This is a genomic window from Halobacillus karajensis (assembly GCF_900108515.1).
In the GTDB taxonomy this organism is placed as follows: Bacteria; Bacillota; Bacilli; order Bacillales; family Halobacillaceae; genus Halobacillus; species Halobacillus karajensis.
In genome coordinates this window covers 131,210-156,292 of record NZ_FNWW01000005.1, presented here as the reverse complement: position 1 = coordinate 156,292, position 25,083 = coordinate 131,210, and the positions used below count along the sequence as shown (strand labels likewise).

Annotated in this window: 22 protein-coding genes; 9 read left to right on the top strand and 13 right to left on the bottom strand. The window is 40.1% G+C overall.

All coding sequences use genetic code 11. The annotated features are described in order from the left end of the window. Positions 1-330: 330 nt before the first annotated feature. The 3 genes from BLW54_RS11840 to BLW54_RS11830 all read left to right on the top strand — a co-directional run bounded on the left by BLW54_RS11840 (position 331) and on the right by BLW54_RS11830 (position 2,804). Entirely contained in the window at positions 331-1,521 is a 1,191-nt protein-coding gene (locus BLW54_RS11840) for a cation:proton antiporter (RefSeq protein WP_074734872.1), read from the top strand. Between the two features lie 392 nt (positions 1,522-1,913). Next, positions 1,914-2,129 carry a DUF2798 domain-containing protein gene (locus tag BLW54_RS20970; protein WP_244153509.1) on the top strand — a complete coding sequence of 72 codons (216 nt, stop codon included), beginning with the start codon at positions 1,914-1,916 and terminating at the stop codon, positions 2,127-2,129. Positions 2,130-2,309: 180 nt separating this feature from the next. Continuing rightward, positions 2,310-2,804 carry a DUF3231 family protein gene (locus tag BLW54_RS11830; protein WP_083391529.1) on the top strand — a complete coding sequence of 165 codons (495 nt, stop codon included), beginning with the start codon at positions 2,310-2,312 and terminating at the stop codon, positions 2,802-2,804. A 61-nt stretch (positions 2,805-2,865) separates the two neighbouring features. Here BLW54_RS11830 and BLW54_RS11825 read toward each other — a convergent pair whose 3' ends face one another. After that, on the bottom strand, positions 2,866-3,708 hold the full coding sequence (locus BLW54_RS11825) for a manganese catalase (RefSeq protein WP_074734868.1): 843 nt from the start codon (positions 3,706-3,708) through the stop codon (positions 2,866-2,868). A gap of 182 nt (positions 3,709-3,890) precedes the next feature. Continuing rightward, the gene (locus BLW54_RS11820; RefSeq protein WP_439330199.1) at positions 3,891-5,258 is read right to left on the bottom strand and encodes an LTA synthase family protein; all 1,368 of its coding nucleotides are present in this window, start codon (positions 5,256-5,258) and stop codon (positions 3,891-3,893) included. Between the two features lie 342 nt (positions 5,259-5,600). On the opposite strand from BLW54_RS11820, the gene katG reads away from it, so the two are divergent. The 5 genes from katG to BLW54_RS21315 all read left to right on the top strand — a co-directional run bounded on the left by katG (position 5,601) and on the right by BLW54_RS21315 (position 11,236). Then, positions 5,601-7,835: a catalase/peroxidase HPI gene (katG, locus tag BLW54_RS11815; RefSeq protein ID WP_074734866.1), complete on the top strand. Its 2,235-nt coding sequence runs from the start codon at positions 5,601-5,603 to the stop codon at positions 7,833-7,835. A gap of 313 nt (positions 7,836-8,148) precedes the next feature. Next, on the top strand, positions 8,149-8,397 hold the full coding sequence (locus BLW54_RS11810) for a hypothetical protein (RefSeq protein WP_051744122.1): 249 nt from the start codon (positions 8,149-8,151) through the stop codon (positions 8,395-8,397). A gap of 57 nt (positions 8,398-8,454) precedes the next feature. Then, a complete protein-coding gene (locus BLW54_RS11805; protein WP_074734864.1) occupies positions 8,455-9,186 on the top strand; it encodes an ATP-binding cassette domain-containing protein in 732 nt (243 codons plus the stop codon). Between the two features lie 16 nt (positions 9,187-9,202). After that, on the top strand, positions 9,203-10,558 hold the full coding sequence (locus BLW54_RS11800; RefSeq protein WP_071414303.1) for a hypothetical protein: 1,356 nt from the start codon (positions 9,203-9,205) through the stop codon (positions 10,556-10,558). 270 nt (positions 10,559-10,828) lie between these two features. Continuing rightward, complete coding sequence (locus tag BLW54_RS21315; protein ID WP_035508370.1) at positions 10,829-11,236, top strand: metalloprotease family protein; 408 nt, start codon at positions 10,829-10,831, stop codon at positions 11,234-11,236. Positions 11,237-11,437: 201 nt separating this feature from the next. Here the strand turns inward: BLW54_RS21315 and BLW54_RS11785 are convergent, their stop codons facing one another. From BLW54_RS11785 to BLW54_RS11770, 4 genes are all read right to left on the bottom strand, one after another. Then, entirely contained in the window at positions 11,438-12,766 is a 1,329-nt protein-coding gene (locus BLW54_RS11785; RefSeq protein ID WP_074734860.1) for a S8 family peptidase, read from the bottom strand. Positions 12,767-13,409: 643 nt separating this feature from the next. Then, a complete protein-coding gene (locus BLW54_RS11780; RefSeq protein WP_074734857.1) occupies positions 13,410-13,694 on the bottom strand; it encodes a DUF1292 domain-containing protein in 285 nt (94 codons plus the stop codon). A gap of 450 nt (positions 13,695-14,144) precedes the next feature. Continuing rightward, positions 14,145-14,453, bottom strand: a complete 309-nt coding sequence (locus BLW54_RS11775) for a DUF5634 family protein (RefSeq protein ID WP_035508369.1) — start codon at positions 14,451-14,453, stop codon at positions 14,145-14,147. Between the two features lie 171 nt (positions 14,454-14,624). Then, positions 14,625-15,755 carry an MGDG synthase family glycosyltransferase gene (locus tag BLW54_RS11770; RefSeq protein ID WP_074734854.1) on the bottom strand — a complete coding sequence of 377 codons (1,131 nt, stop codon included), beginning with the start codon at positions 15,753-15,755 and terminating at the stop codon, positions 14,625-14,627. A 123-nt stretch (positions 15,756-15,878) separates the two neighbouring features. Between BLW54_RS11770 and BLW54_RS11765 the strand changes: the two genes are divergently transcribed. After that, a complete protein-coding gene (locus BLW54_RS11765) occupies positions 15,879-16,730 on the top strand; it encodes a metallophosphoesterase (RefSeq protein ID WP_035570122.1) in 852 nt (283 codons plus the stop codon). Positions 16,731-16,885: 155 nt separating this feature from the next. Here BLW54_RS11765 and rlmD read toward each other — a convergent pair whose 3' ends face one another. The 7 genes from rlmD to BLW54_RS21190 form a co-directional block, all read right to left on the bottom strand. Beyond that, positions 16,886-18,265, bottom strand: coding sequence for a 23S rRNA (uracil(1939)-C(5))-methyltransferase RlmD (rlmD, locus tag BLW54_RS11760; RefSeq protein WP_074734851.1), 1,380 nt, complete (start codon positions 18,263-18,265; stop codon positions 16,886-16,888). Between the two features lie 293 nt (positions 18,266-18,558). Continuing rightward, positions 18,559-19,461, bottom strand: a complete 903-nt coding sequence (locus BLW54_RS11755; protein WP_074734849.1) for a diacylglycerol kinase — start codon at positions 19,459-19,461, stop codon at positions 18,559-18,561. Positions 19,462-19,624: 163 nt separating this feature from the next. Then, a complete protein-coding gene (gatB, locus tag BLW54_RS11750; RefSeq protein ID WP_074734847.1) occupies positions 19,625-21,055 on the bottom strand; it encodes an Asp-tRNA(Asn)/Glu-tRNA(Gln) amidotransferase subunit GatB in 1,431 nt (476 codons plus the stop codon). Further along, a complete protein-coding gene (gatA, locus tag BLW54_RS11745; RefSeq protein WP_074734844.1) occupies positions 21,052-22,524 on the bottom strand; it encodes an Asp-tRNA(Asn)/Glu-tRNA(Gln) amidotransferase subunit GatA in 1,473 nt (490 codons plus the stop codon). Before gatA ends, gatB begins: the two co-directional genes overlap by 4 nt. A gap of 12 nt (positions 22,525-22,536) precedes the next feature. Beyond that, positions 22,537-22,827, bottom strand: coding sequence for an Asp-tRNA(Asn)/Glu-tRNA(Gln) amidotransferase subunit GatC (gene gatC / locus BLW54_RS11740; RefSeq protein WP_035508360.1), 291 nt, complete (start codon positions 22,825-22,827; stop codon positions 22,537-22,539). A gap of 367 nt (positions 22,828-23,194) precedes the next feature. Then, the gene (putP, locus tag BLW54_RS11735) at positions 23,195-24,706 is read right to left on the bottom strand and encodes a sodium/proline symporter PutP (RefSeq protein ID WP_074734841.1); all 1,512 of its coding nucleotides are present in this window, start codon (positions 24,704-24,706) and stop codon (positions 23,195-23,197) included. A gap of 6 nt (positions 24,707-24,712) precedes the next feature. Then, a complete protein-coding gene (locus tag BLW54_RS21190; protein WP_262365321.1) occupies positions 24,713-24,838 on the bottom strand; it encodes a hypothetical protein in 126 nt (41 codons plus the stop codon). Positions 24,839-25,083 lie beyond the last annotated feature (245 nt).

Sequence of the window (25,083 nt, the reverse complement as noted above, 5' to 3'; positions counted from 1 at the left end):
TCCTTAAAGGCTGGTCTTTTAACTAAGACCGGCTTTTTTTAATTGAATACCATCTCTTTGTGCCTTCCCCTTCTCTCCGTTCTACTTCCCTATCATAAGATCAGGAAAGACATGTGTGATCTGGATTCGACTCGATTCCATGGACATAGCTCTTGTGAAAAGCTTTCACAAAAAATCGTTATAACATCCTTCCCTATATATAAGGAATATGGATACGAGAGACTTATGAGAACAGATTGGCTTGAATATAGGATTCCTTTTGTAAGTTTATTCGTTTCCACAAAAGGATAATCATGAACCATACGTAGAATTTTACAAGAAGGGAGATCGATGTCATTGTCAGTTACTCATGGGATTCTATTATTATTTATTGGATATTTGATCTTCACTCTAGATAAGAAACAAGAAAATATCCCTGTTCCAACCATTCTTGTGTTCCTTGGGATTGGTATGTCTTTCATTCCTTACTTTTCTTCCATTCATGTTACAGAACATATGATTTACCACATCTTTCTACCACCATTATTATTTGTTTCGGCTTACAGGTTTCCACCGAACCAATTCAAAAAACATATAGGGATTATCCTATTTTTGGCAACTGCAGGGATTTTATTAACCGTAGGAATCCTGGGTGTGGTCATCTACACAATGAGCGGGCCTTTCCTTTCTTTATCTTTAATCGGTGGATTATTGTTGGCTTCAATTCTAACGCCGACGGATCCCGTCTCTGTTGTTTCTATTCTCAAAAAATCAACAGGAGATGAGAAAATCGCTGATGTGGTAGAAGGAGAATCCTTAATAAATGATGGGACAAGTATCGTCATTTTTTCTGTGCTTCTGGGATTATATACAAACCAACAAGATTTCTCAGTCTCCTCCTTTCTGAGTGAGTTTTTACTTGTATCCTTAGGAGGTACCGCTCTCGGGATCGCTTTCGGGTGGTTAATGAGTAAAGGCGTTCACTATACACACAACAAAGAGTACCAGGTGATGTTAAGCATTGTGCTAGCCTACGGCATTTTTAATATAGCGGAAGGCATAGGCGTTTCAGGTGTCCTGGCCACCGTTTTTGCAGGACTCATGCTTTCTTTTGAATATGGACGAACCATTAAAGAAAATCACTTCAAGGAATCTCTAGATGGGTTCTGGAGTATCATAGAAAGTTCTGCTCTCTCCTTGTTGTTTTTATTGATAGGTATAGAAGCTGTCCAATATTTACAAGTTTCTATATTAGGATTTGCATTCATTGTATTTGTACTATCAATGATCGTTCGATTTATTATTATCACAGGTACGACGAGTATTTTTCATAAGTGGAGGAAGAGAATTTCCTGGAGGGAATCGACCATCATTACTTGGTCTGGTCTAAAGGGGAGCATGTCCGTATTTTTAATCCTAAGTTTTCAAGCTTCTCATGCGGATGGAAACGAACTTCTATTATCCTTATCCTTTACGACGGTCTTAATATCGCTCATCCTACAAAGTCTTGGGGTGTACCCCCTGTCCAAAAAGTTGTTATAAGAAAAGGCTCATGATACGCGCTTATGTATAGTTTTCCAATACATGAAATGAAGGGAGCGAATTTCAAGATGGTATTTTTGGAATCCGAACTTGTAAGATTTGGCATAAATGTCACAGAGCTGTCACTTATGAAAAAGATTTTAAGGCGATAAAATAACATCTATGTCTTAAGAAAGGATGCTTTCATTGCCTAGTAATAAAAGGGAAGGAATTATTTTTGGACTTTTCATGTGTTTTGGGATGGTTAATCACATTTATTGTCGCCTTTATTGCAGAGTCAGTCGTGGAACCTCAAGCACGCAAACTGGTATTATCCCTTCCCTACAATATCAAAAGAAATCCATGTGAATATAGCCCTTGCCTTCTGTATGGTACCAATGATGGTTTTAATTATGTCGGCGTATGGAGTTATTTTAACGTCGATAACAGCGGGCATCGATGGTTCTATCTTTACAGCGTACCTTAAAACTGTCGGACTCAATATCATCGTAGCTCTTCCTGCGCAATTACTAGTAGTCGGCCCTATATCACGGGATCTGTTAACAAGGTATATTAAGCCATCGGTACAGAAAGGCAGAGATCAATGCTTAAATCGACAACCAGGATAGAAATCCTGCTTGTTTTGTTATATTGAAGATGATCATATCCGCTCCCCTCCCACCTAACGACTATGATATTCCCTAATCATTAGATCACTACCAGGACGTAAAAAAATCAAATAAAAAGGGATAATATCTATGCTCGTGCAAATAATACCAGATGTATTTACAATAAAAGGAGATGAAACAATGGGTATACTTAGCGATAACCAACAAAAAGAACCACTACATTACGGTGAAGTATTCAGCCTGTGGAGCTACCTTTCTGCAGCAAAAGGGTATGATGCGAATTATCAGACGATGTACAATCATGCCGGTGATAGAGACCTAAAAAGAATTCTTGAAGAGCTTGTACAAGGGATTAAGCAGGAAAGCGAAGAAATTGAAGAAGTACTGAAAATGAATGGAGTGGTCCTTCCTCCATCTCCTCCAGAGCGTTCTATCGCTAATAGTGAAGATATCCCTGTAGGAGCTAAACTAAATGACCCTGAAATCAGTGCAGCTATCTCTATGAACGTTGCTCAAGGGCTCGTAGCCTGCAGCCAAGCTATTGGTCAATCAACCAGAGAAGATATAGCGATGCTATTCGGCAAATTCCATATGAATAAAACGCAGGCAGGTTCTAAAATTTTACGATTAAATAAAGAAAAGGGTTGGTTGGTTGTCCCACCGCTCCATAAATAACTTCCCTAAAAAGGGGCCATCCTCATTAGGAAGGCCCCTTTTTTAAACGTTTTCTCTAATGTTAGATATCTTTTTCTTGGGATGGTGTAGAAGGAAGAGTACCATGGATAAACGCTGGCGCAGGGGTCAATTCTGGCTTTTGCCCTACAGCGTCCGGATTTTGGACATAACTGAACGTCCCTTTTCCGTCCATAGAGCTCCCTTGCGCCCAACGTCCCTGACTACTTTCTTCTCCTTCTGAGAAATTCATGAATGTATAGGCGACGTCCTGTCTTTCATGGTCTGAGTTGAAGGTGTTTGGCACAACTGCCCCCTCCATTTGCTCTAATTCCTCAATGGCTGCCATCCATTGGTTTTGGTGCATTTTATCTCTGGCAATTAAAAAAGAAAGCATATCCCTGACTCCGGGGTCTGTGGTCATTTCATAAAGGCGAACAGCCTGAAGCCTTCCTTGAGACTCTGCGTTTAAATTAGCTCTAAAATCAGCAAGCAAGTTCCCACTTGCAATAGTATAACGGGCATTCCATGGATATCCAGCACTGTCATTGGGCTGGGCTCCTAAACCATTAACAACCGCGTGCTGTGGGTTCATTCCACCAAGGACAGCCTCAACGACAGGGTCCTGGGCTGCTTGGTCTTGATCATGAGCAGGAGCCCCCTCCAGTAATTGAGCAATCATAGTGGCAATCATCTCCACATGGGCTATTTCCTCTGTTCCTATATCCAAAAGCATATCTCTATATTTGCTATTCCCTCTGCAGTTCCACCCCTGGAAGAGGTACTGCATCATGACTGAAATCTCTCCGAATTGGCCGCCCAAAATTTCCTGCAGTTTTTTTGCATAAACAGGATCCGGCTGCGAAGGTTTTGCATTGTATTGTAAGTCTTTGATGTGTGAGAACATTGAATTAGCTCCTTTAAAAGAAAGATCTTTTATAGAGTTTCCAAATCCCTGCACTATAAACAAATCAATGATTTCCATTATTGCGGCATGAATTAGGATAATTATTAACCTGTCCAACATAAAGGAAAAGAATCATACGTATGCAATCCAACACACATGAGAGCGATTATATCCCTTGTTTATTAGTAAATCAGTAATGTCAGCAACGAAATCCCGACCCCTAAAAACCCCAAAAAAAGACTGTATGGCAGATTCCTCAATACAATTTGATATGGGTTCATTCTTAAAGCCACCGAAGTCATCGTAACAATTAACCCATAAGGTGCGGATGGAACGGTAGCAATCGCACAAGAAGCAAGAAGGATGGTCAACGTAACGGGAGGAAAAGCTCCAAGTAGTAATTCGCTGACTCCTCCGAAAATCCCCATCGTAGCAAGTGGGTGGACACCTAATACCGTCATGACCAAAAATGCGGCCTGTATAAAAAGCATAATGAGAAGTGGATTCCCTTCAAGGGACACAATCGGATCTTGCAAGTATTGTAAATAAGGCGACTGATTCAACGTAACTGTTAAAAAGGAGAGGGATAACAACAAGACAATAAAGTTACTTAAGTGGTTGGTCTTCCATTTCCAATTTGACCAGCCGATCTGCAAAAAGCTCCTTGTTCTCTTCACGAACACAGCCCACAGAAAGGCAAATGGAAAAATCGCAATGGTAACGGCGAACAGAAAGTCCAACTGGATAATATTACCCAGGAACACAACAATAGATAAAAAAAGGACAAGAGCGAAAATAAATGTCGTCAACTTCTTCCTGCTTTGTTCTGGTGCCTTCTCTTTATCAGATGGTGGGTTAATTCCCTCTTTCCGAAACATCATTTTTCCTATAAAAGAATCCATCGCAATTCCCAAGATAGCAATCAACAACATCCAGGGCAAAACTTCTAAATAATTGGCACCTGTAATAAAGATGGAAGTGGCGAGTAAAATTTCGAGAGGACTCCACAATAGTGCCAGCGAATACCCTCTTAATGTTGCCATTAGGATAAAACTGTTCTTTATTTTCGTTTTCGCGTCTTTCAATTGTTCCTTCAATAAATCCTGAGCTATCGTAGCTGACGATAAATTTAAAAATGCTGCCAATGAAACCATTGTCATTTCACTTCGGATGTACAGAGATCCAAGCCCTCTTGCGTTATTTCCCAACAGGGATTGAAGAAGTTTATTATACCTGCCCGCTTTCACGACACTATTCATCCAAGGAAGCATAGACAGTAAGAAAAGAAGTCCAATGTTACCAGCAAAAAACGTTGGAATATCCCTCCACACCGCTTCACCTGAAAAAAAGAAGAAAGCACCCGCCCCCAGCAGGACAACTCCTAGAATTTTAAAGACGCGGTCAGCTCGAGGGAAGCTGATAGCCGTCATCACCATCCCGAGCACACCAATGATGGAATAAAGGGTGGGATGGTCCCAGAATACATGAACCACATTCAGGATAAAGACAAACGAATAAAATATGTATAAGTAGTTGGATATAGGACGCACAATCATTCCCCTATCTAGTCTCAAGGATTTTTTAAGTTGTTCTAAGTGCATCTATTTCAATAGAATCAATGATTACATCCTATACACATATGACTTATTTTTCAATCATAAAAGATTTGTGAGAAGCGCCTTTAAGCAATACAAAAGAAAGGAGCAAAGATCCTATACCATCATTGAATTTTCCTGTCCCCCCATTTTATTAACCGAAAGTTTCCATTTAGCAGGAGGGGATGTTTTTTGTAAAAAGGATGTATCTTTCTTCCAAATCACCCACTTTTTTATTATAATTTTAAATTAAGATAGATTATAATTTTTCGACAAATACAAGAGGGAGAGTGACACATGGACAAGAATGTAAGGCCAGACAGTCATGCTGGAAAATGCCCTGTATCACACGGAACAAATAAGGAAGAAAGTGCTGTTACAACCACGAAAGTTGGTACAACCAATAAAGACTGGTGGCCAAACCAGCTAAATCTACACATTTTGCATCAGCACGATACGAAGTCAAACCCGATGGGAGAAGACTTCGATTATGAAGAAGAATTCAACAAGCTCGACTATTACGCACTAAAACAGGACCTCCATGAACTAATGACAGACAGTCAGGATTGTTGGCCAGCGGATTTCGGCCATTATGGCCCTCTCTTTATCCGCATGTCATGGCACGCGGCCGGGACCTATCGTACGGGAGACGGACGCGGTGGAGGTGCGACAGGTACACAGCGCTTTGCACCACTGAACAGCTGGCCGGATAACGCGAACCTTGATAAAGCACGCCGCTTACTTTGGCCGATTAAGCAAAAATACGGGAATAAGATTTCATGGGCAGACTTACTCGTCCTTACTGGAAATGTTGCCCTCGAATCCATGGGCTTGAAGACTTTTGGTTTCGGTGCAGGACGCGAAGACGTGTGGCACCCTGAAGAAGACGTATACTGGGGCAACGAAAAAGAGTGGCTTGGTGACAATCGTTACTCCGGAGATCGCGAGCTTGAAAACCCTCTGGCCGCTGTGCAAATGGGACTAATCTATGTGAACCCTGAAGGTCCAAACGGAAATCCAGACCCTCTTGCAAGTGCACGCGACATTCGTGAAACATTTGCACGGATGGGAATGAATGATGAAGAAACCGTCGCCTTGATTGCTGGAGGACATACATTCGGGAAAGCCCACGGAGCAGGAGATCCTGAGAAAGTCGGAGCTTCTCCGGAAGCAGCGGATATTGAAGATATGGGCTTAGGTTGGAAGAGCTCTCACAGAAGCGGAAAAGGACGTGACACCATTACAAGTGGTGTGGACGGAGCATGGACGGCTAACCCAACTGTATGGGATAACGGCTACTATGATTTATTATTCGGCTATGAGTGGGAACTTACTCAAAGTGCGGCAGGAGCAAACCAATGGGCACCGGTCAACCCTGAGGACGAAGACCTTGCTCCAGATGCTGAAGATTCATCGATCAAAGTCCCTACATTTATGACCACTGCTGATATGGCGTTACGTACAGACCCCGATTATGAAAAGATTTCACGACATTTCCATAAAAATCCGGACGAATTCGCTGATACATTCGCCCGCGCATGGTTCAAACTTCTCCATCGTGACATGGGGCCAAAATCCAGGTATCTCGGTCCGGAAGTACCAGAAGAAAATTTAATTTGGCAGGATCCAATTCCACCCGTCGATTATGAGTTAACAGACGACGAGGTCGCACACCTGAAGGCGGACATCCTGGACTCCGGTTTGACGATTAGTGAGCTTGTGAAAACAGCATGGGCTTCTGCAAGCACATACCGCGGTTCAGATATGCGCGGGGGTGCAAATGGTGCCCGCATTCGTCTCGCTCCTCAAAAAGACTGGGAAGTTAACGAACCCGCACAGCTTGAAAAAGTGCTCACTGTGTACGAAAAAATCCAAAATGATTTCGATAAAAATATCAGCCTGGCAGATTTAATTGTCCTTGGTGGTAGTGCTGCCGTTGAAAAGGCAGCCAAAGATGCAGGTGTTGAAGTAACCGTCCCATTTACTGGTGGGCGTGGAGACGCGACAGAAGAACAAACGGATACGGAAAGCTTTGAAGTTCTGGAGCCGATGGCGGATGGATTCCGCAATTATGCTAAAAAGAAATATACATTAAGTCCAGAGGAATTACTGGTAGACAAAGCACAGCTGCTCGGTCTCTCAGCACCTGAAATGACTGTACTTATCGGTGGTATGCGTGCACTTGGAGCAAATTATAATAGCACCGCCCATGGTGTGTTTACCAATCAGATCGGTACACTTACGAATGACTTTTTCGTGAACTTGCTTGATATGGGGATTGAATGGAAGCCAAGTGATGATAATGAATATGTAGGTCGTGACCGCAAAACTGGTGAAGTGGTCCGTAAAGCCACCCGCGTTGACCTTGTCTTTGGTTCAAACTCTATCCTCCGTGCCATTGCCGAAGTATATGCACAAGAAGACAACCATGTGAAGTTTGTGAAGGATTTCGTATCGGCATGGGTGAAAATCATGAATGCCGATCGTTTCGACATTAAAACAAACAAAAATGCAATGTCTCATCACGCCTAATCATTCTGTACCTTACCCGAATGTCTGGAGCAGAGTCTTCCGCTCCAGATGTCCCCGGTAAGGTATTTTCTTTCCAAGAAACACCCCAGAGGATTTTGCTCCCCCTGCCAACTTTATAAGATAAACAAAAAACAGGAACATTGTTTCTGGCCAATGTTCATAGAGCATTATGCTCTCCATCAGGATCATTCAGAAAATTCCATCTTTAGGACTATGTATTTAATAGTATAAATGGATATAATTTACATATGAGGTGATTTATCTCATAACCGTATGGTTTGGAGAATAGCGGAGAGCGGAGGGGGAAACTAAGTTGACAGCTTTACATGATTTTCAACTAGTTTTACTTAATTGGCTTTATTCACTGAAAAATCATCTAGAGGTTAAATACCAGGACGTAATTGAAAACAAATGGATTATTTGGGTAATTATTTTGATAGCCGTGATTGGTGGCATAGGCTATGCTTACTATTGTACAAGCAAAGGCTATTCATTCTCAGGGCAAGTAAAATGGAATTGGCCTAAGGTATGGAACATAGGAATTGGGTGTAAACCTAATTAAAACATAAAACATCTATTCTCCAAACCCATACAAAAAATACTCATAAGGTTGACTGATATGATAAAAATAGACGGATTAATAAAATCATATAGAAACAACAAAGTGTTGAAAAACTTAACTCTTTCATTTGATTCTAAAGGCATAGACATCCTTGTAGGTATCAATGGGTCAGGAAAAACGACGCTTTTTAATTGTATTTGTGACATCATTCCTTTTGAACAAGGAGAAATCACTATTCACGGGGAAGATAGAAGAGAAAAGGCTGCAAAAAAGTTTATGTATTATATCCCTTCTGATTTTTACTTACCTGAATATTTGTCAGGGAGAGAATACGCTCACTTCGTATTTTCCAGATATGAGAATCCGGATCATGACTTATTCCATTTTATCATTGATCTCTACCACTTGAAGGATCGCCTTAACCAAAAAATTGGTGATTATTCATACGGAATGAAGAAAAAATTACAAATAGCGATCGCGCTAGCGTTAGATGTCCGCTATATTTTAGCAGATGAAGTATTTAATGGGCTTGATTATGAGAGCTATTTGCTTACAGAATACTTAATCGAACGCTTTGCAACTAATCGGAAGTTCATTCTTATTTCTCATAACATGGATTATATCAGCCGGAATAAACAAGCGAAGGTTCACCTTTTAAATAAAGGGAGAATAGAAAATATTGAGGACATTTCTATGATTGAAGAAATCGTAATAAATAATGGGGAATTAAAAAATTATTATGAACAAATTGACCGATTCTTACACCATAACCAAACTCTTAATGCATGAGGTTTTCCATAATCTTTTGGCAAATCCTATGTTTCAAAAAAAAAGAAACCGCTATATCCTTTTAGGATTACTAGTGGCCATTTACATCGCTTATTATCTATTAAATCTATCTCAATATAATCAAATGTTCATTACGGAAGACCAAAGCAACAGTGGTATGAAGAATATATTATTTTCCAGCCTGACAAATGTACTCATTATTATTACAGGTTTTATTTATTTGATTGTCACGATCACCTTTTCATTGACAGGTAAAATGCAATATCAATTAAAAATCCTCCCATTTGAAAAGGGAAGCATTTGGTTAGGCAGCATGTTATTCAAATTGGTGCTCAGCTATGGAGCGTTTTTAATCGTATTTGCGATTATTATTCCACTGCTGAAATTATTTTACTTCCCTTGGCTGGTCAGTTTACTTGTCTTCGTTTACTGTCAATTGCTGTTTTTTTTCAGTATTCTTTTCTATCATTTTATCTTTCATGTCCTAGGAGAGAAACTAAAATTAACGACGTACAACCTTAACCATGGATTACTTGTTGTCCTGCTTTTCTTTCATTTATTTGTATTCCGTTTCAAAATTGATCAGAGTATCCAAAATCTGAATATGGAACTAAACGGTTTAATTATGATCCTTCTTATTTCGATTCTTCTCATCGGAGTTGCATTACTCCTGATGCTCATTTATTACAGTAAAGAAGAAGATCAAACCGGCATTTATTATGGAGAAGAGTTTTTTCTGTTTCGATGGGGTAAGCGAGTGAATACGTTTACTTTAATCTTATTGGGATTCTTAAGGAACAAGCTTATGTTCCGCGTTTTAGGGATTGCATTGCTTTTCTTTACTTTAGCCTTATGGGACACCAAAGACTTTTTTATTGCAGCGACGACCTTTTCTTATGTTTACCCATTATTATCCTTTATAGGGATCCGATACTTTAATACAACGTTATCATATAGAGGCATGAATCGCTTTTTTACTATTACTCCAGTTAAGGAAACAGTTATCACTACAGGAATCAGTCTAGTATTGAACCTTCCACTTATCTTGTTTGCTCTCACCTTAAGTAGTGATTATTGGGATAGTGCTTACTATGGTTTAATTATCTTTGAATCCGCGGTTGTGATGAGTATCCTCTTCCCTAAAAGTAAGAGTTCTGTCAATGAATTCACTGCTTCAATATTATGTGTGGTTCTAGCTGTTTCTATCTATCTTGTAGCCAAAAGTTTTTTCATCTTCATCATTGTTTACCTTCTATTAATTATGATGAAATACTTCTTGCTTTTACAATCTGAAGAGAAGGATACAATACCATCTTGGGATTTTTCCAGATTCAATCGAAAGAATTGGAGGAGTGAAGAAAAAAAATTATGAAATTAACCAAATGGATTTTCATTGGAACAGTGATCTATTTAGCCGCTTTTTTAATAGATTACTTTGTTACATTATTCTCAATAGATGAATCAGGTATCTACCGTTCTAAGTTAGGTTTACAAATTGATATGACTATGAATGAGGAAGAATTATTCACCACATTTTCTCTCACCACACAAGTCCTTTTCACATATCTAGCATGGCTTGTGATTTTATGTATCAGTGTTTTGATTTTACGTAAATTCAGGACGAGAACAAGTACCGCTTAATATGGAGAACTTCCTTATTCTTGGAAAAGCTTGTCTCCTCATTTATGCCCTATTATTTCTTGTATTAGTTTTACATGAACTGATTCATTTACTTTTTATTCTATTATTTAAAAAAAAGGTAATTTCGATAAACATTCATCCTTTCGGTGGGAAAGTAGTATATGAGAACGATCACCAGTATGGTCAAATATTCTGGATTTCAACTGCACCTAACTTGATTCTTCCTTTTATTGGGGGAGCGATGCTTTATTTTTCTGAAAGTATCTATAGCCACCTTTTCTCTATGCTTTGCATCCTAAACCTGTTTAATTTTGTTCCTTTTACCGGTGACGGATCGGCTATATTATACAGCGCTTTGAAGTGGTGGGAAGAACATACACAAAAAACTTTTCCTAATAATAAAACTTAAGAGCCTCCCGTATTCTTGATGTCAGGAAGGGGATGAGGAATGACAACAAGTCCCCCCTTCTCCTTCGCTTTCCACAACTTTTCCTAGGAAAAGGGATTCGTATCCTCTTAGAGAAAAGAAAAAAGCCGGCATTCAGCCAGCTTTGTAGAAAATAAGGAATTTAATTTCCGCTTCGTATGGTTTCCTTAATAATTCCCCACCTTACTCTTCTCTTCCTGTAAACTCCAATGCTTTTTCTGCATCCAAGTACCCTGCCCCCTGGACATAGGGCGGTAACCCGATATCCACGGCTCCTGCAAGAAGCTGTTGTTTGACTTGATCTGGAGTATATTCTGGATGTTCTTGAAGGATTAATGCAGCGACCCCTGCACAAATCGGGGTAGCCATAGAGGTACCAGATAAATTGAAGTAGTCGTTTTCTACACGATTTGATTTTGAGGTTTTATCAAGGTAAGATCCTGGCGACCTTAAGGAAACAATATTCACACCTGGAGTAACCAAATCTGGTTTTGAATCTTCGCCACAAGCAGGACCTCGACTTGAAAAAGAAGCAATCTGTTCATCGCTGCGTTCCACCGTATTTCTATCATCGACAGCACCTACAGTAATCACCTTCGAACTGATGCCAGGTGTGGCAACTGTCCTTTGATCTGGACCTGAGTTCCCAGCAGCTACAATAACAACAATGCCACTTTCCCATGCTTGATCAACAATTTGGACAAGTGGATCATCACAGTCAGACTCATCGGCAGCCGCACCTAAAGATAAAGAGAGGATATCAATCTGATATTCTTCTTTATGATCGATACACCATTGGATACCTGCAATAATCGTCGAAAGAGAGCCTGACCCCATCTGGTTAAGGACTTTAACCCCAATAATTCCAGCCTCTGGAGCAGGACCCTGATACTTATCATTAGAGGCAAAACCATTACCTGCAGCATCCCCCGCACAGTGAGTTCCATGTCCATTATCATCATAAGCCTCTTCACGGTTATTAACGACATCCTTAAAAGCAATCAACCGATTTTCTGGCTGGGTTAAATCCTGGTGCGGATAAACACCGGTATCTACAACTGCGATATTCACACCTTTACCAGTTAACCCCATTTGGTTCAATGCATGAGCATGAACAGCCGGAGAAGCCACATCCAATAAAGCCATTACCTCCCGATCATAATAGATTTTTTTAATGTGGCAATCGTCGGAAAGTATTTTTTCAATGGCTGATGCGGTTAATACTCCAGAACAACAGCATGTACTTGGAAATTCATGCTCAACCTTGCAGTGTTTCTCTTTACCCACCAGGTCATGAACCTTACTTATACCGGAATACATCACCTTTTCTTCTTCAAATTCAATAATGACCGGGAATTTTTTCCGCTTCTCTAAATACTTTTCAATCGAGCGATGCAAAAAACAAGGAGTTCGGCGCAAAGGCTTATATAAATGAACTAGACTTTTACGCAGTTCCTTATCCAGCTTCTCACTATGGGTTTTGGTTAATTGAATCATAGAGAACCCTAACATTCTACCACCTCTTTTCATTTAATAGTCCATCCTATGAATGAACTAGAAAGAGATGCCGGCATTTGTAGGAAAATGCCATAAAATAGGTCTTTTTTTAACACTTACTTAAGCCCGAGAAGGACGGTTGATCGAACATTCGCCTGCTTTCATGGCCCCTTTCCTTTATCCCCCTACACTTCTGATATAAACGACTGATTCGTAGACCCCGAATTTCTCTCCTATAGGCTTTCCGACTTTTAACGCTATAGGTGGGTAGAGAAAGATAATAAAAGAAAGAAAAGAGAATTAAAATAAAATGGAGTGGTTTTGTATTGAAAAAGACATAAAAAAGCCCAGGTTCTATAGAAAAACCTGGGAGATTATTGCTTCAGCCTCTATATCAAACATCTTCATTTTTAATGGTAAATTTATTTATAGTTAAAACTAATTTGGCTCCCTTTTTAAAGTAAAAGAAATAGAATGAAAATATAATATATCAAGGCTAAACAATTTTTTTGTAAAGCATGAGGAGATTAATACAAGAATTCAGACCTCTTACGATCAGCTTAATAATGAGGGAATTGTTAGAATGTATTTGGAAAAACAGTTCCTTTACCCTTGAGACGATATTCTGGTAAAAGTTTGTGGATTTGAAGCCTCAAACTTAAATCAAATCCTCACCTGTTAACGTATTTATCACTTCATCCACCATTTCCCATTCTTCATCCGATTCGATATGATATAAGGCAAGGTCGTCCTCATCGTTCACTTTTTCTTCATACCGGAAGGGGAATACATCTACATCATTACCTCCGATTTGATCCACAGGAGATACTGCGATATAAGTTGCATTTGTTTGATCCACATCAAATGTAAACAATATTTCAAATAAATGTTCTTCCCCGTTTTCGTCGGGAATAATAATTCGCTCTTTTTCTTCTAACGCCATCCTTTTACCTCCTAATCGATTTCCTCCACAAATTGGAGTCAATGGGTCTAATATTTGTTAAAGACCTTTTTAATATTTTCCATGAACGAAAGTATTATGTTAGTTATTCATTACCAATTTACGAAGCGAACTATAAACAACCTTTAATCCCCTTATAGTAAGAAAATAACTAAAATAGGCTTTTAAAAGAAAGAATATTCAAGTACCACAAAAACTTTGCTATCCCCTAGTGTGTACGCCTTTACTGAATACCTATTATTATTGGAGAAACAAAAAATGTCGGTCATTCCCTTTAATAAACCAGTTCTGTCCTGCCGTCATCCTTCTGCGGCATAAAAAAGGTCCTCAGATAAGGTTCCTTTAGTGGTTGCATCATTTATAAAAGTGATCATCCATTTGTGATCGTTTTTTAGTCAGTTCACCCATTCACCAATCCGAAATTTTACTTACTTATCTGAAAAGACTCTGAAAGACATCATCAATCTTATCGAACCCTTTTAAATCTACAGCGTTGGGATCATCTGTTTCTACTATCCATTCCTGTTTATCAAGAGTCAGGTGGCCATCTTCACTTTTAATAAACGGAAGATGCACCATATAAACCCTTTCATTTTTCTTGACCGTATAACCAAGATGATAGTAATCACCCTGGCCTTCCTCCTCAAAAATTCCGATATCATCTAGATTATTTTTCTCCATTAGGGGTCGAAATGAGTTTTCTAAATCACTAATAAGTTGTTCTACCGGTACACTTTCCATAGCATAAACTCCTCCCAACAATATTATTATTTTTAATATACTCCTCCCTCTAATTATCATGCACTCTAAGGAATTGTGACTTGAAAAAATAGTTGATTCAATTACTTATTCATAAACCGTACCTCTGTTCACGTATATAAAAAACAAAGTCTACCATTCACTTTTTCACTTCTACTTTTCGAAGATAACCTTTTCGATAAAATCAACCGGCCCAATAGTTGAAAGCTGTTGATGATATAGAGAAATGGATTGGTGATGATCTTCCATCCACTGACTCTTATTTCTATAAAGTGCGTAGATGAATTCATCCATAGGCTGTGTCTGCCTTTTCCAATAGTTCAATTCATAGACAAGTCCGAGTTTTTTCAGCTGGTGGAGATTGATGACTTCTTGCCCGGGTAAGGCATGATAAATAAAAATCGGTTTCCTTTTATATAAGCTTTCACTAATGGTTACTCCGCCAGGCTTTGTTATAATTCCGTCGATTTGATCGTATAACTTATTCATTTCGTCTTTACATTTTATATACCTTAATGGAACAATATTAGCCCTACCAGAGTTCTTTAACTTTCCATATAACTGTTCATTTTTTCCGCATAATACAAAAAAATCAATCATCGAATGTGTTCCCATTCTCTTAATTAATTCTCCAATTGCTCCAATCCCTAAACTCCCACCGGTTATCAATAGTGATAAAGAATGATGGCTCTTCCCCACACTTCCACTGTGGTTTTTTAATTTCTGGTGTATGGGAATCCCTGTATTCACGATTTGATTCTCTTTTATCCCTTTGTGCAATAAAAATTCTTTCATATGATGGGAAGACGTAAAATGAAAATCTATATGTTTGATCCCCCAAAATTCATGAATAAAATAATCTGTATAGATATTAATGACGGGGATATGCAGCTCATGAACCTCTTTTAACCGATTGATCATATAGGAGGGGAGAGCATGAGTACATACGATAAGATCAGGTTTCTTCTCATTAAGCAGCTTCCTCATAAAAGGTATAAACAATAGCTCATAAAGATGGTACCGCTTGTCGAAATCTCCCTTTTTATAGACACTACTTTGATAAAGCCAGTTGTAGAATTGCGGAATGGTTTGTATCCACTTCAAATAAGTAAGGGAAACAAAAGCTTCTACCTTCCCGTAACTGTAAGAGAGGATATCAACTTTATCGCACTTAATATCAGGATGTTTTTCTGATAATTCATCAATGATAGCATCCGCAGCTTGATGATGTCCGGAAGGTATTTGTAAGAATGGAAGAAATAAAATGTTTCTTTTATGTGTCATCAAAAACCCCTCCGATTAATGTAAAAAAGATATTTTTTTGGAAATATCTACGATGTATTCATTCAATTACCATAACCATTTAACTTATTTTCATGTATAATAAAAATTTAGAAGGGGGATTTTATGATTTTTATTATATTATCAGCAATAATAATTCCGCTTTTATATTTTATAATCAAATTTTATTATAATACCCGTGATGTTGTTATAAATGAAATTAAAATAAATACAGAAGGATCAAACGAACAATTAACAAGTTTGAAAATTCTTCAGCTCTCTGATTTACACCTTGAGAATATTTCGATTACATCCAATCAACTTTATGAGGATCTTAAAGATAAAAACTTTGATTTAATTGCCCTGACAGGGGACTTCCTGGATCGTAAACGAACAATCCCTAAGCTTGTTCCTTATTTACAGGTTCTTAATCGTTTAAATGCTAAATATGGAATCTATGCTGTTCTTGGGAACCATGATTATGTTTTAAAACAAGAAAACCTTAATGCATTGATCCACACATTAGAGAAACACCATTGTAAAGTTTTAAGAAATGAAAGTGAAACGATTCATATCAACGGCCATCCTCTAAATATTATCGGGGTGGATGATTTTAGTACAAAACGAAGTGAATTAGAAATGGCCTATAAGAACGTTAAACCATCAACAAACCTAGTACTAACCCATGACCCAAACATCGTGCTTCACATGGAAAATTATCATTTTGATTATTTATTATCCGGTCACTTCCATGGCGGACAAATCTGCTATCCAAAAGCCTACCATCTTGTGAAAATGGGCAAACTAGCGAGAATGAAGATTATAAAAGGGCTTCATAAACAACATGGAAAACCTTTTTACATCAATGAGGGACTTGGACAAACAGGGCTCAACATTCGTGTGGGCAGCCGACCGGAAATCACGATTCATGAATTTGCTCTAAATGCCTTGGATCAAGAATTAATTAAGGCTAACTAAAATGTTTTCATTAAAAAAACAGAGATTCCTCTAATTATGGAATTCTCTGTTTTTTTAATTTTGTTTGACCTACCATATACCCGTACATATTCATGGCTTCAAAAAACATAGGAGTAGTCAAAATGTGACCACTCTTATGTTCTTCTTTTAAAACTCTATGATTTAGGGGTCAAATACGTAACACACTCCACGTGCGCCGTCTGCGGGAACATATCTACAGGCTGCACTTCCTTCGTCTTATATCCCCCATCTTCTAGGATCCGCAAATCACGGGCAAGCGTGGAGGGGTTACAAGAAACGTAAACAATTCGCTCAGGCTCCATATCAAGCATGGCTTTTAGGAGGGCTTCATCACAGCCTTTTCTCGGTGGGTCAACGACAATTACATCAGGTCTTAGTCCTTGATTCCGCCACCACGGCATGAGTTCTTCAGCCTGGCCGACGTAAAATTCAGCGTTGTCCATCTTGTTCAATCGGGCATTTTTCTTTGCATCTGTAACGGCTTCCGGGACGATTTCAACGCCATAGACTTTCTTTGCTTTTTGAGCAAGGAATAAGGAAATTGTACCGATACCGCAATAGGCATCAATTACCGTTTCACCTCCACTAAGGTTGGCATAGGCAAGGGCCTTATCATAAAGCTTTTTCGTCTGGGTCGGATTGACCTGATAGAACGATTTCGGTGAGATCATAAATCGGATATCACCGATTGTGTCATAGATATATTCATCTCCCCAAAGGATATGGGTTTCTTTTCCTAGGATTACGTTCGTCTTGGCGTTGTTCACGTTATGAACAATAGACTTTACGTTTGGAAAAGCATCACGGATTTCGTCAACCATCTTATCTTTATGGGGGAGTTTTTTTGTTTTTGTTACAATCACGATCATAATATTTTTTGTATTCTGACCCGTCCGGACCATAATATGTCTCAGAACTCCACGATGGGTCTGTTCGTCGTAAGCATCGATCCCGTGCTTGGAAGCAATGCGGCGGACACTCTCGACCATACGATCGTTCATTTCATCCTGTATCAAACATGTATCCATATCGATAATGTTATGGCTTCGTTTTTGGTAGAACCCTGTCATCAGTTCGCCGTCTTCTTTTTGCCCGACTGGGATTTGTACTTTGTTCCGGTAGCGCCAAGGGTCTTCCATGCCAACCGTTGGATGTACCGGCACATGCTCAAGATGACCGATTTTCTTCATATTATCTTTCACTTGCTTACGCTTCATATTAAGCTGCATCTGATAACTCATATGCTGAAGCTGACAGCCTCCGCATTGGTAAAAAACATCACAAAGGGGTTCCACGCGGTCGTCACTTGCTTCGGTTACTTTAACAAGTTTTCCAAAGCCGAAGTTCTTTTTTACTTTAACTACTTTGACTTCCGCCTTTTCGCCTGGAAGGCCATACGGAACGAAAAGTGGATAACCATCGACTTTTCCTACCCCATTGCCTTCGTGGGTCAAATCTTCGAAGCTGAGTTCTATCGTTTGGTTCTTCTGTACCGGCGGTTTCGGTTTCGCCATTGTTCATCCGTCCTTTATCTATATACTCTATCCGTAGTTTACCATATCATGAAATGTATAGTCGCCCTGGGTAGCTGTAACTAATGTAAGAACAACAGGGCAGAAAAGGGAGCTTTCTTCTCATAACCCATTCGACTTATATTCTCGACCAGCTGGTGATGGCTTCGACTATTATGAAGGGCCAGTCATTCCGGGTACCTGCAATCAGCCGAAGAAAATCAAATGTTTCAAGCAAGCTTGCCTCATAAATGAAGAAAAAGAACGCTACTGTCTATAAACAGCAGCGCTCCCCTTTATTCTTCCTTGAATTTATCTTCTGGTACAAAAAAGTCCAGATGTCTGTATAAATTGACAAATTCCCCGGGCAATAATCCACCATATTCTCCATCTATGTTGAGTTGCATCTTTTCATCTGTCTTTACTTTCACCCGGCTTGCGGTTGTATGGAAGAATTTCGGATGGTTAAGATGATTACCCTGAATGGCGAGTGTTGCCAGCCGGACGAATTCAGCGATGTTCATCTTTTCAATGATCATCAGGTCAAAAAGTCCATCATCCATACTTGCGGATGGGGCTAGTTTCTCTAAGCCACCGACGGAGTTGGTATTACTGACGAGAAATAGCATAATCTCCCCTTCGTACCATTTCCCATCATATTCCATCTCAACGAATGTCGGACGAATGGATGGGAGCATTTCGATGCCTTTCAAATAGTAGGCCAGCTGACCGATCATCGTTTTCAGCTTGCTTGGGACTTCATAGGAGATTTCAGTAATTTTCCCGCCACCAGCAATGTTCATGAAATATTGCTCATTAACACGGCCGATATCAAGGGGATGACTATAGTCATCCAGAATAACATCAACAGCTTTATGAATATTTCTTGGTATGTGTAAAGCACGGGCAAAATCGTTGGTTGTCCCGACTGGAATAATGCCGACTTTAGGTTTGTGTGGCTTTTCGGCGAGTCCGTTAATGACTTCATTAATGGTTCCGTCCCCCCCTGCCGCAACAACGACATCGAATTCACGATCAATGGCATATTCGGCTGCTTTGATCGCATCACCAGCACATGTAGTGGCATGGGTGGAGGTTTCGTAACCGGACTGTTCAAATCGTTGCAAAATGTCCGGGAGAACCTTGCGTATGACTTCTCTTCCAGAGGTCGGGTTATATATAATTCGGGCACGTTTCATCGTGTATGACCCCCTTTTTCTACAAACATGTTCCATTCTACATCATAGCGCTTTTTCCTGGAATTGCAAACTATTTTTATAGTATATGACGACATGTCCTAAACCATACGAAAGCACGCACCTCTGTGCGTGCTTTCGCTGACTCTATTTTTAGAGAGACTTTTTAGCGTTTGTCCATTTCTGCAAGTATGATCTTGTTGACCATCGGTGGATTCGCTTGTCCTTTTGTTTCTTTCATTACTTGACCGACTAGGAAACCAAGAGCTTTATCTTTCCCGTTCTTATAGTCTTCGATAGACTGAGGGTTATTATCCATGATGGTACTAACAATTTCCGTCAGCTGGCCTTCATCAGAAATTTGAACGAGTCCTTTTTCTTTAATAATCTTCTCAGGATCGCCCCCGTTTTCAACAAGCTCGGTGAAAACTTTCTTCGCAATTTTGGAAGAAATGGTGCCATCTTCAATTAACTGGATCATCTTAGCAAGAGATTCTGGTGTAAGGGCTAACTCATGAAGTTCTTTATAGTGTTTGTTCATATAGGCAGAAACTTCACCCATCAACCAGTTCGATGCCTGCTTAATGTCAGCATTTTGAGCTATCGTTTCTTCAAAGAAATCGGAAAGCTCTTTGTTGTTTGTAAGAACCATCGCATCGTATACAGGAAGCTTTAGTTCTTCGATGTAGCGCTTCTTACGAGCGTCTGGGAGCTCAGGAATCTGCGCTTTGATGCGCTCTTTCCAAGCTTCATCGATGTGTAAGGGTACAAGATCCGGTTCTGGGAAGTAACGGTAGTCGTCCGAACCTTCTTTGACACGCATTAGAATCGTTTCTTTCGTCTGCTCATCATAACGACGTGTTTCTTGAAGAATTTCTCCACCGGAAAGCAATTCTTTCTGCTGGCGTTTTTCTTCAAATTCCAGTCCTTTTTGAACAAATGAGAAAGAGTTTAAGTTCTTAAGCTCTGTTTTGGTACCAAACTCTTCCTGGCCAATCGGGCGGATGGAAAGGTTGGCATCACACCTTAGTGAACCTTCTTCCATCTTACAATCAGAAACACCTGTGTACTGGATGATATTCTTCAATGCTTCCAGGTATGCGTATGCCTCTTTTGGTGAACGGATATCCGGCTCAGATACAATTTCTACGAGCGGTGTCCCCTGACGGTTAAAATCGACAAGAGAATAACCGTCATCACTGTGTGTCAGCTTTCCAGCATCTTCTTCCATATGCAGGCGAGTAATACCGATACGTTTTTTCTTCCCGTCCACTTCAATATCAATGTATCCATTTTCACCGATAGGCTTATCAAATTGAGAGATTTGATAAGCCTTCGGGTTATCTGGATAGAAGTAGTTTTTACGATCAAACTTCGTGTCTTCCGCAATATCACAGTTCAGTGCCATGGCTGCTTTCATAGCGAAGTTAACAGCTTCTTCGTTTAGAACCGGAAGAACTCCTGGATAACCGAGATCGATCGGGTTGACATTCGTATTGGGATCATCCCCGAACATATTCGGAGAAGGGCTGAAAATTTTAGAATCTGTTTTTAGTTCTACGTGGACTTCAAGTCCGATGATTGTTTCAAAATTCATGAGCGCGCACCTCCAAGGGACGGGCGTTGTTTATGATAGTCTGTCTTTTGTTCGAAGGCATGAGCAGCGCGATAGACAGTAGCTTCATCGAAATGTTTTCCGATGATTTGCAGACCGATTGGAAGGCCGTCGCCAGAGAACCCGCATGGAATGGAGATTCCTGGTACACCTGCAAGGTTTACTGGAATGGTTAGAATATCGTTCGCATACATCGTCATAGGATCGTCTACTTTATCTCCTACTTTAAAGGCAGGTGTCGGTGTTGTTGGACCGATAATGACATCATAGTCTTCGAACACTTTTTCAAAGTCATTCTTAATCAATGTACGTACTTGCTGGGCTTTCTTATAGTAAGCGTCATAATAACCTGAACTTAATGCAAAAGTTCCAAGCATAATCCGACGTTTCACTTCATTACCAAACCCTTCAGCACGAGAACGCATGAACATATCGAGCATTGTTTCTGCATCTTCGGCGCGCTTTCCATAACGAACACCATCAAAACGGGCCAGGTTTGATGACGCTTCTGAAGAAGAAAGTAAGTAGTATGTGGAAAGGGCATATTTAGAGTGAGGAAGAGAAACTTCTTCCCACGTTGCCCCCATTTTTTCATATTGAGTAAGCGCGGCCTGAACCGCTTCTTTTACTTCTGGAGAAACACCTTCAGCCAGATATTCTTTCGGCACTGCAATCTTCATGCCTTGAACATCACCAGTCAGAGAATCGGTGTACTTCGGTACGTCGACATCTGCTGATGTAGAATCCATTTGGTCATGCCCGGAAATGGTCTCAAGTAAAAAGGCATTATCTTCGACGTTACGAGTAATCGGTCCGATTTGGTCTAATGAGGACGCAAACGCAATCAAACCAAAACGGGAAACACGGCCGTAAGTAGGTTTTAACCCGACTACACCACAGTACGCAGCTGGTTGACGTATTGACCCCCCTGTATCGGACCCAAGAGAGTAAGGAACTTCCCCAGCTGCTACTGCGGCTGCAGAACCACCACTGGACCCTCCTGGAACATAATCCGTATTCCACGGGTTTCGTGCTGCTACGTAGCTGGAATTTTCGTTGGAAGAACCCATTGCGAATTCATCCATATTCAATTTACCAATCGTCACTGCTTTGGCCTCATTTAATTTGTTTACAACTGTCGCATCGTAAAGCGGATCTTCAAAATTGGAGAGAAATTGACTTCCCGCTGTCGTACGCAGACCTTTTGTTACAATATTGTCTTTGACACCGATCGGGAGCCCGAACAAATTGGCATCGGCATTGCCACGTTCCTGATCTAGTTCAACGGCTTGTTTTTTCGCTGCTTCCTTGTTCAACGTAAGAAAAGCCTGCACTTCTTCATCCACTTCTTCAATTCGCTTGTACGATTCTTCTACAAGATCCGTGACAGAGATCTCTTTGTTATGTAGCTTCTCTTGAAGCTCACGTAATGTATAGTCAAATAAAGACATCGTCGAACCTCCTTATTCCAATACGGATGGCACTTTGAATTGCCCATCCTGCTTATCCGGTGCATTTTGCAGTGCATCCTCTTGCGAAATCCATTTCTTCGGCTCGTCCTTACGCATAACATTTTTCAAATCAAGAACATGCGTAGTAGGCTCAATACCCGTTGTATCTAATTCATTCAGCTGCTCCGCATACGTGATGATGTCATCAAGCTGCTTTGTGAATGTCGTTGCTTCTTCTTCCGTGATAGCAAGACGCGCAAGATTTGCGACGTGCTTCACTTCCTCTTTGCTAATTCTGGACATAATGCGACCTCCATTTCGATCTCACATAATATATGATCATACCAAATATCTGAATCCATTTTCAACGTACGTTGCACACCTTTCTTATCTTAACATATCAGTGGTCCGCTGTCTTATCAGGAAACACACACATTTATTGGTTTCTATTTAATGAGAAAAAAGCTGGTTCGATTGTTGGATAGGATTCTTTTTATAAATGTCAAGATGCCTTGATGTTTTGTGTCTCAGATAAGATACTGAAAGCCCAAGTGAACAGCCTTATGCTTGATGCAGTCCGCTTCAATTAGAATCCTTCAATCATTGAATTTAATAATTTCTCAAACAAAAAATCCCGGACATTAATGTCCGGGATTTTTCAAACTTCGTATTATAATTTAGAAGCTTTATCGAACTCTTCAGCAATATCTTTCGGTGGCTGACCAGCAAGACTGACAAGAATAGCAACAAGTCCACCTAACACGAAACCAGGGACAATTTCATAAAGGTCGAAGAATCCACCACTCAAGAAATCTCCCCATACAACGACGGTAACCGCACCGACGATAATACCGGCAAGTGCACCATTACGAGTGATGCCTTTCCAGAATAGGGACAAGATGATTACAGGACCAAATGCGGCACCGAAACCAGCCCAAGCGTAAGATACAAGACCAAGAACTGTACTGTCTGGGTTTCCTGCAAGAAGTACGGCAATCAAGGCGATAGCAGCAACTGCAAAACGACCAACCCATACCAATTCTTTTTCGGTTGCATTCTTACGGAACAATGCTTTGTAGAAGTCCTCTGCTAGCGCAGAAGAAGATACAAGCAATTGAGAGTCAATGGTACTCATGATGGCAGATAGAATGGCTGCCAGCAAAATCCCTGCAATAACCGGGTGGAACAGAATCTGGGAGAATGTAATGAAAATCTTCTCTGAGTCGGCAAGCATTTGGACGCCGCCCTCTGTAATGACTTCTGCGTTAAAGGTTGCTAAATCCGCTACATCTGCAGTGTTGATGTATGCAAGACCGAATAAACCAGTGAAAATAGCACCATATAGACCTAGAACCATCCAGCCGACACCAATTAAACGAGCTCTCGGTACGTCTTTAGGAGACCTAAGGGCCATAAAACGTACAAGAATATGCGGCTGACCGAAATAACCAAGCCCCCATGCAAGAGAAGAAATAATCGCAAGGGCTCCAACGCCTTGAACCATGTTCAAGTGAGCTGGGTCGATTTGAGCTACAGCATCTTTTGCTGCATTCCATCCTCCAAGTTCAGAAACAGCAACGATAGGAACAGCGATCAACGCTAAGAACATTAAAATACCTTGAACAAAGTCTGTCCAACTTACAGCTAGGAAACCACCTAGGAATGTATAGGAAATGGTAACAATTGCACCTAACCATAGGGCTTGATTGTAGCTTAGTGCAAAGGAAGCTTCAAACAGCTTCGCACCGGCGACCATACCGGAAGATGTATAGAAGGTAAAGAATAAAAGGATGACAGCTGCAGAGATGACACGTAATACGTGGGAGTGATCACGGAAGCGGTTCTCAAGATAGTCAGGAACAGTAATCGAGTCATTTGCAATCTCCGTAAACACACGAAGTCTGCGGGCAACAAACTGCCAATTTAAGTAAGCACCAATCGCGAGACCCACACCGATCCATGCTTCAGATAAACCTGAGGCGTAAATAGCACCTGGTAAACCTAACAGCAACCAACCACTCATGTCGGATGCCCCGGCTGATAGTGCGGCTACTCCTGGCCCTAAACGACGACCACCTAAGACATAATCAGATAAATCACTTGTTAGACGATATGCTGCAAAACCGATCCCCAGCATACCAATTAAATAAACGATAAACGTTATTAAAGTTGCAGTACTCATGTTTTGTTATTCGCTCCTCTCAGTGAATAGTGAAATGATAGATAGAATGATTAATATTGGCATTGGTACAAATAACCAGAACCATGTTGCTCCAGCGATGGATGCTGATGTTGCAGTAGCTAGTTCAAACACGTTTCCACCTCCCGAATATTGTTTTATACAATCCTATACAAACGCACCGACGCATGGTTCTTAAGTCTCAAAGACTTTAAAAAACCAAATACAGGTACAACTATATCATATAACCTTTGAATGAACATTGCAAAAATTGCATAAATTATTGATATTTGAATTATTATTCACTAAAATAGTATAAAAATACATATATATGTCCTTTTTATGATAAACATTCACAAAATTTATTTTAACAAATTTTT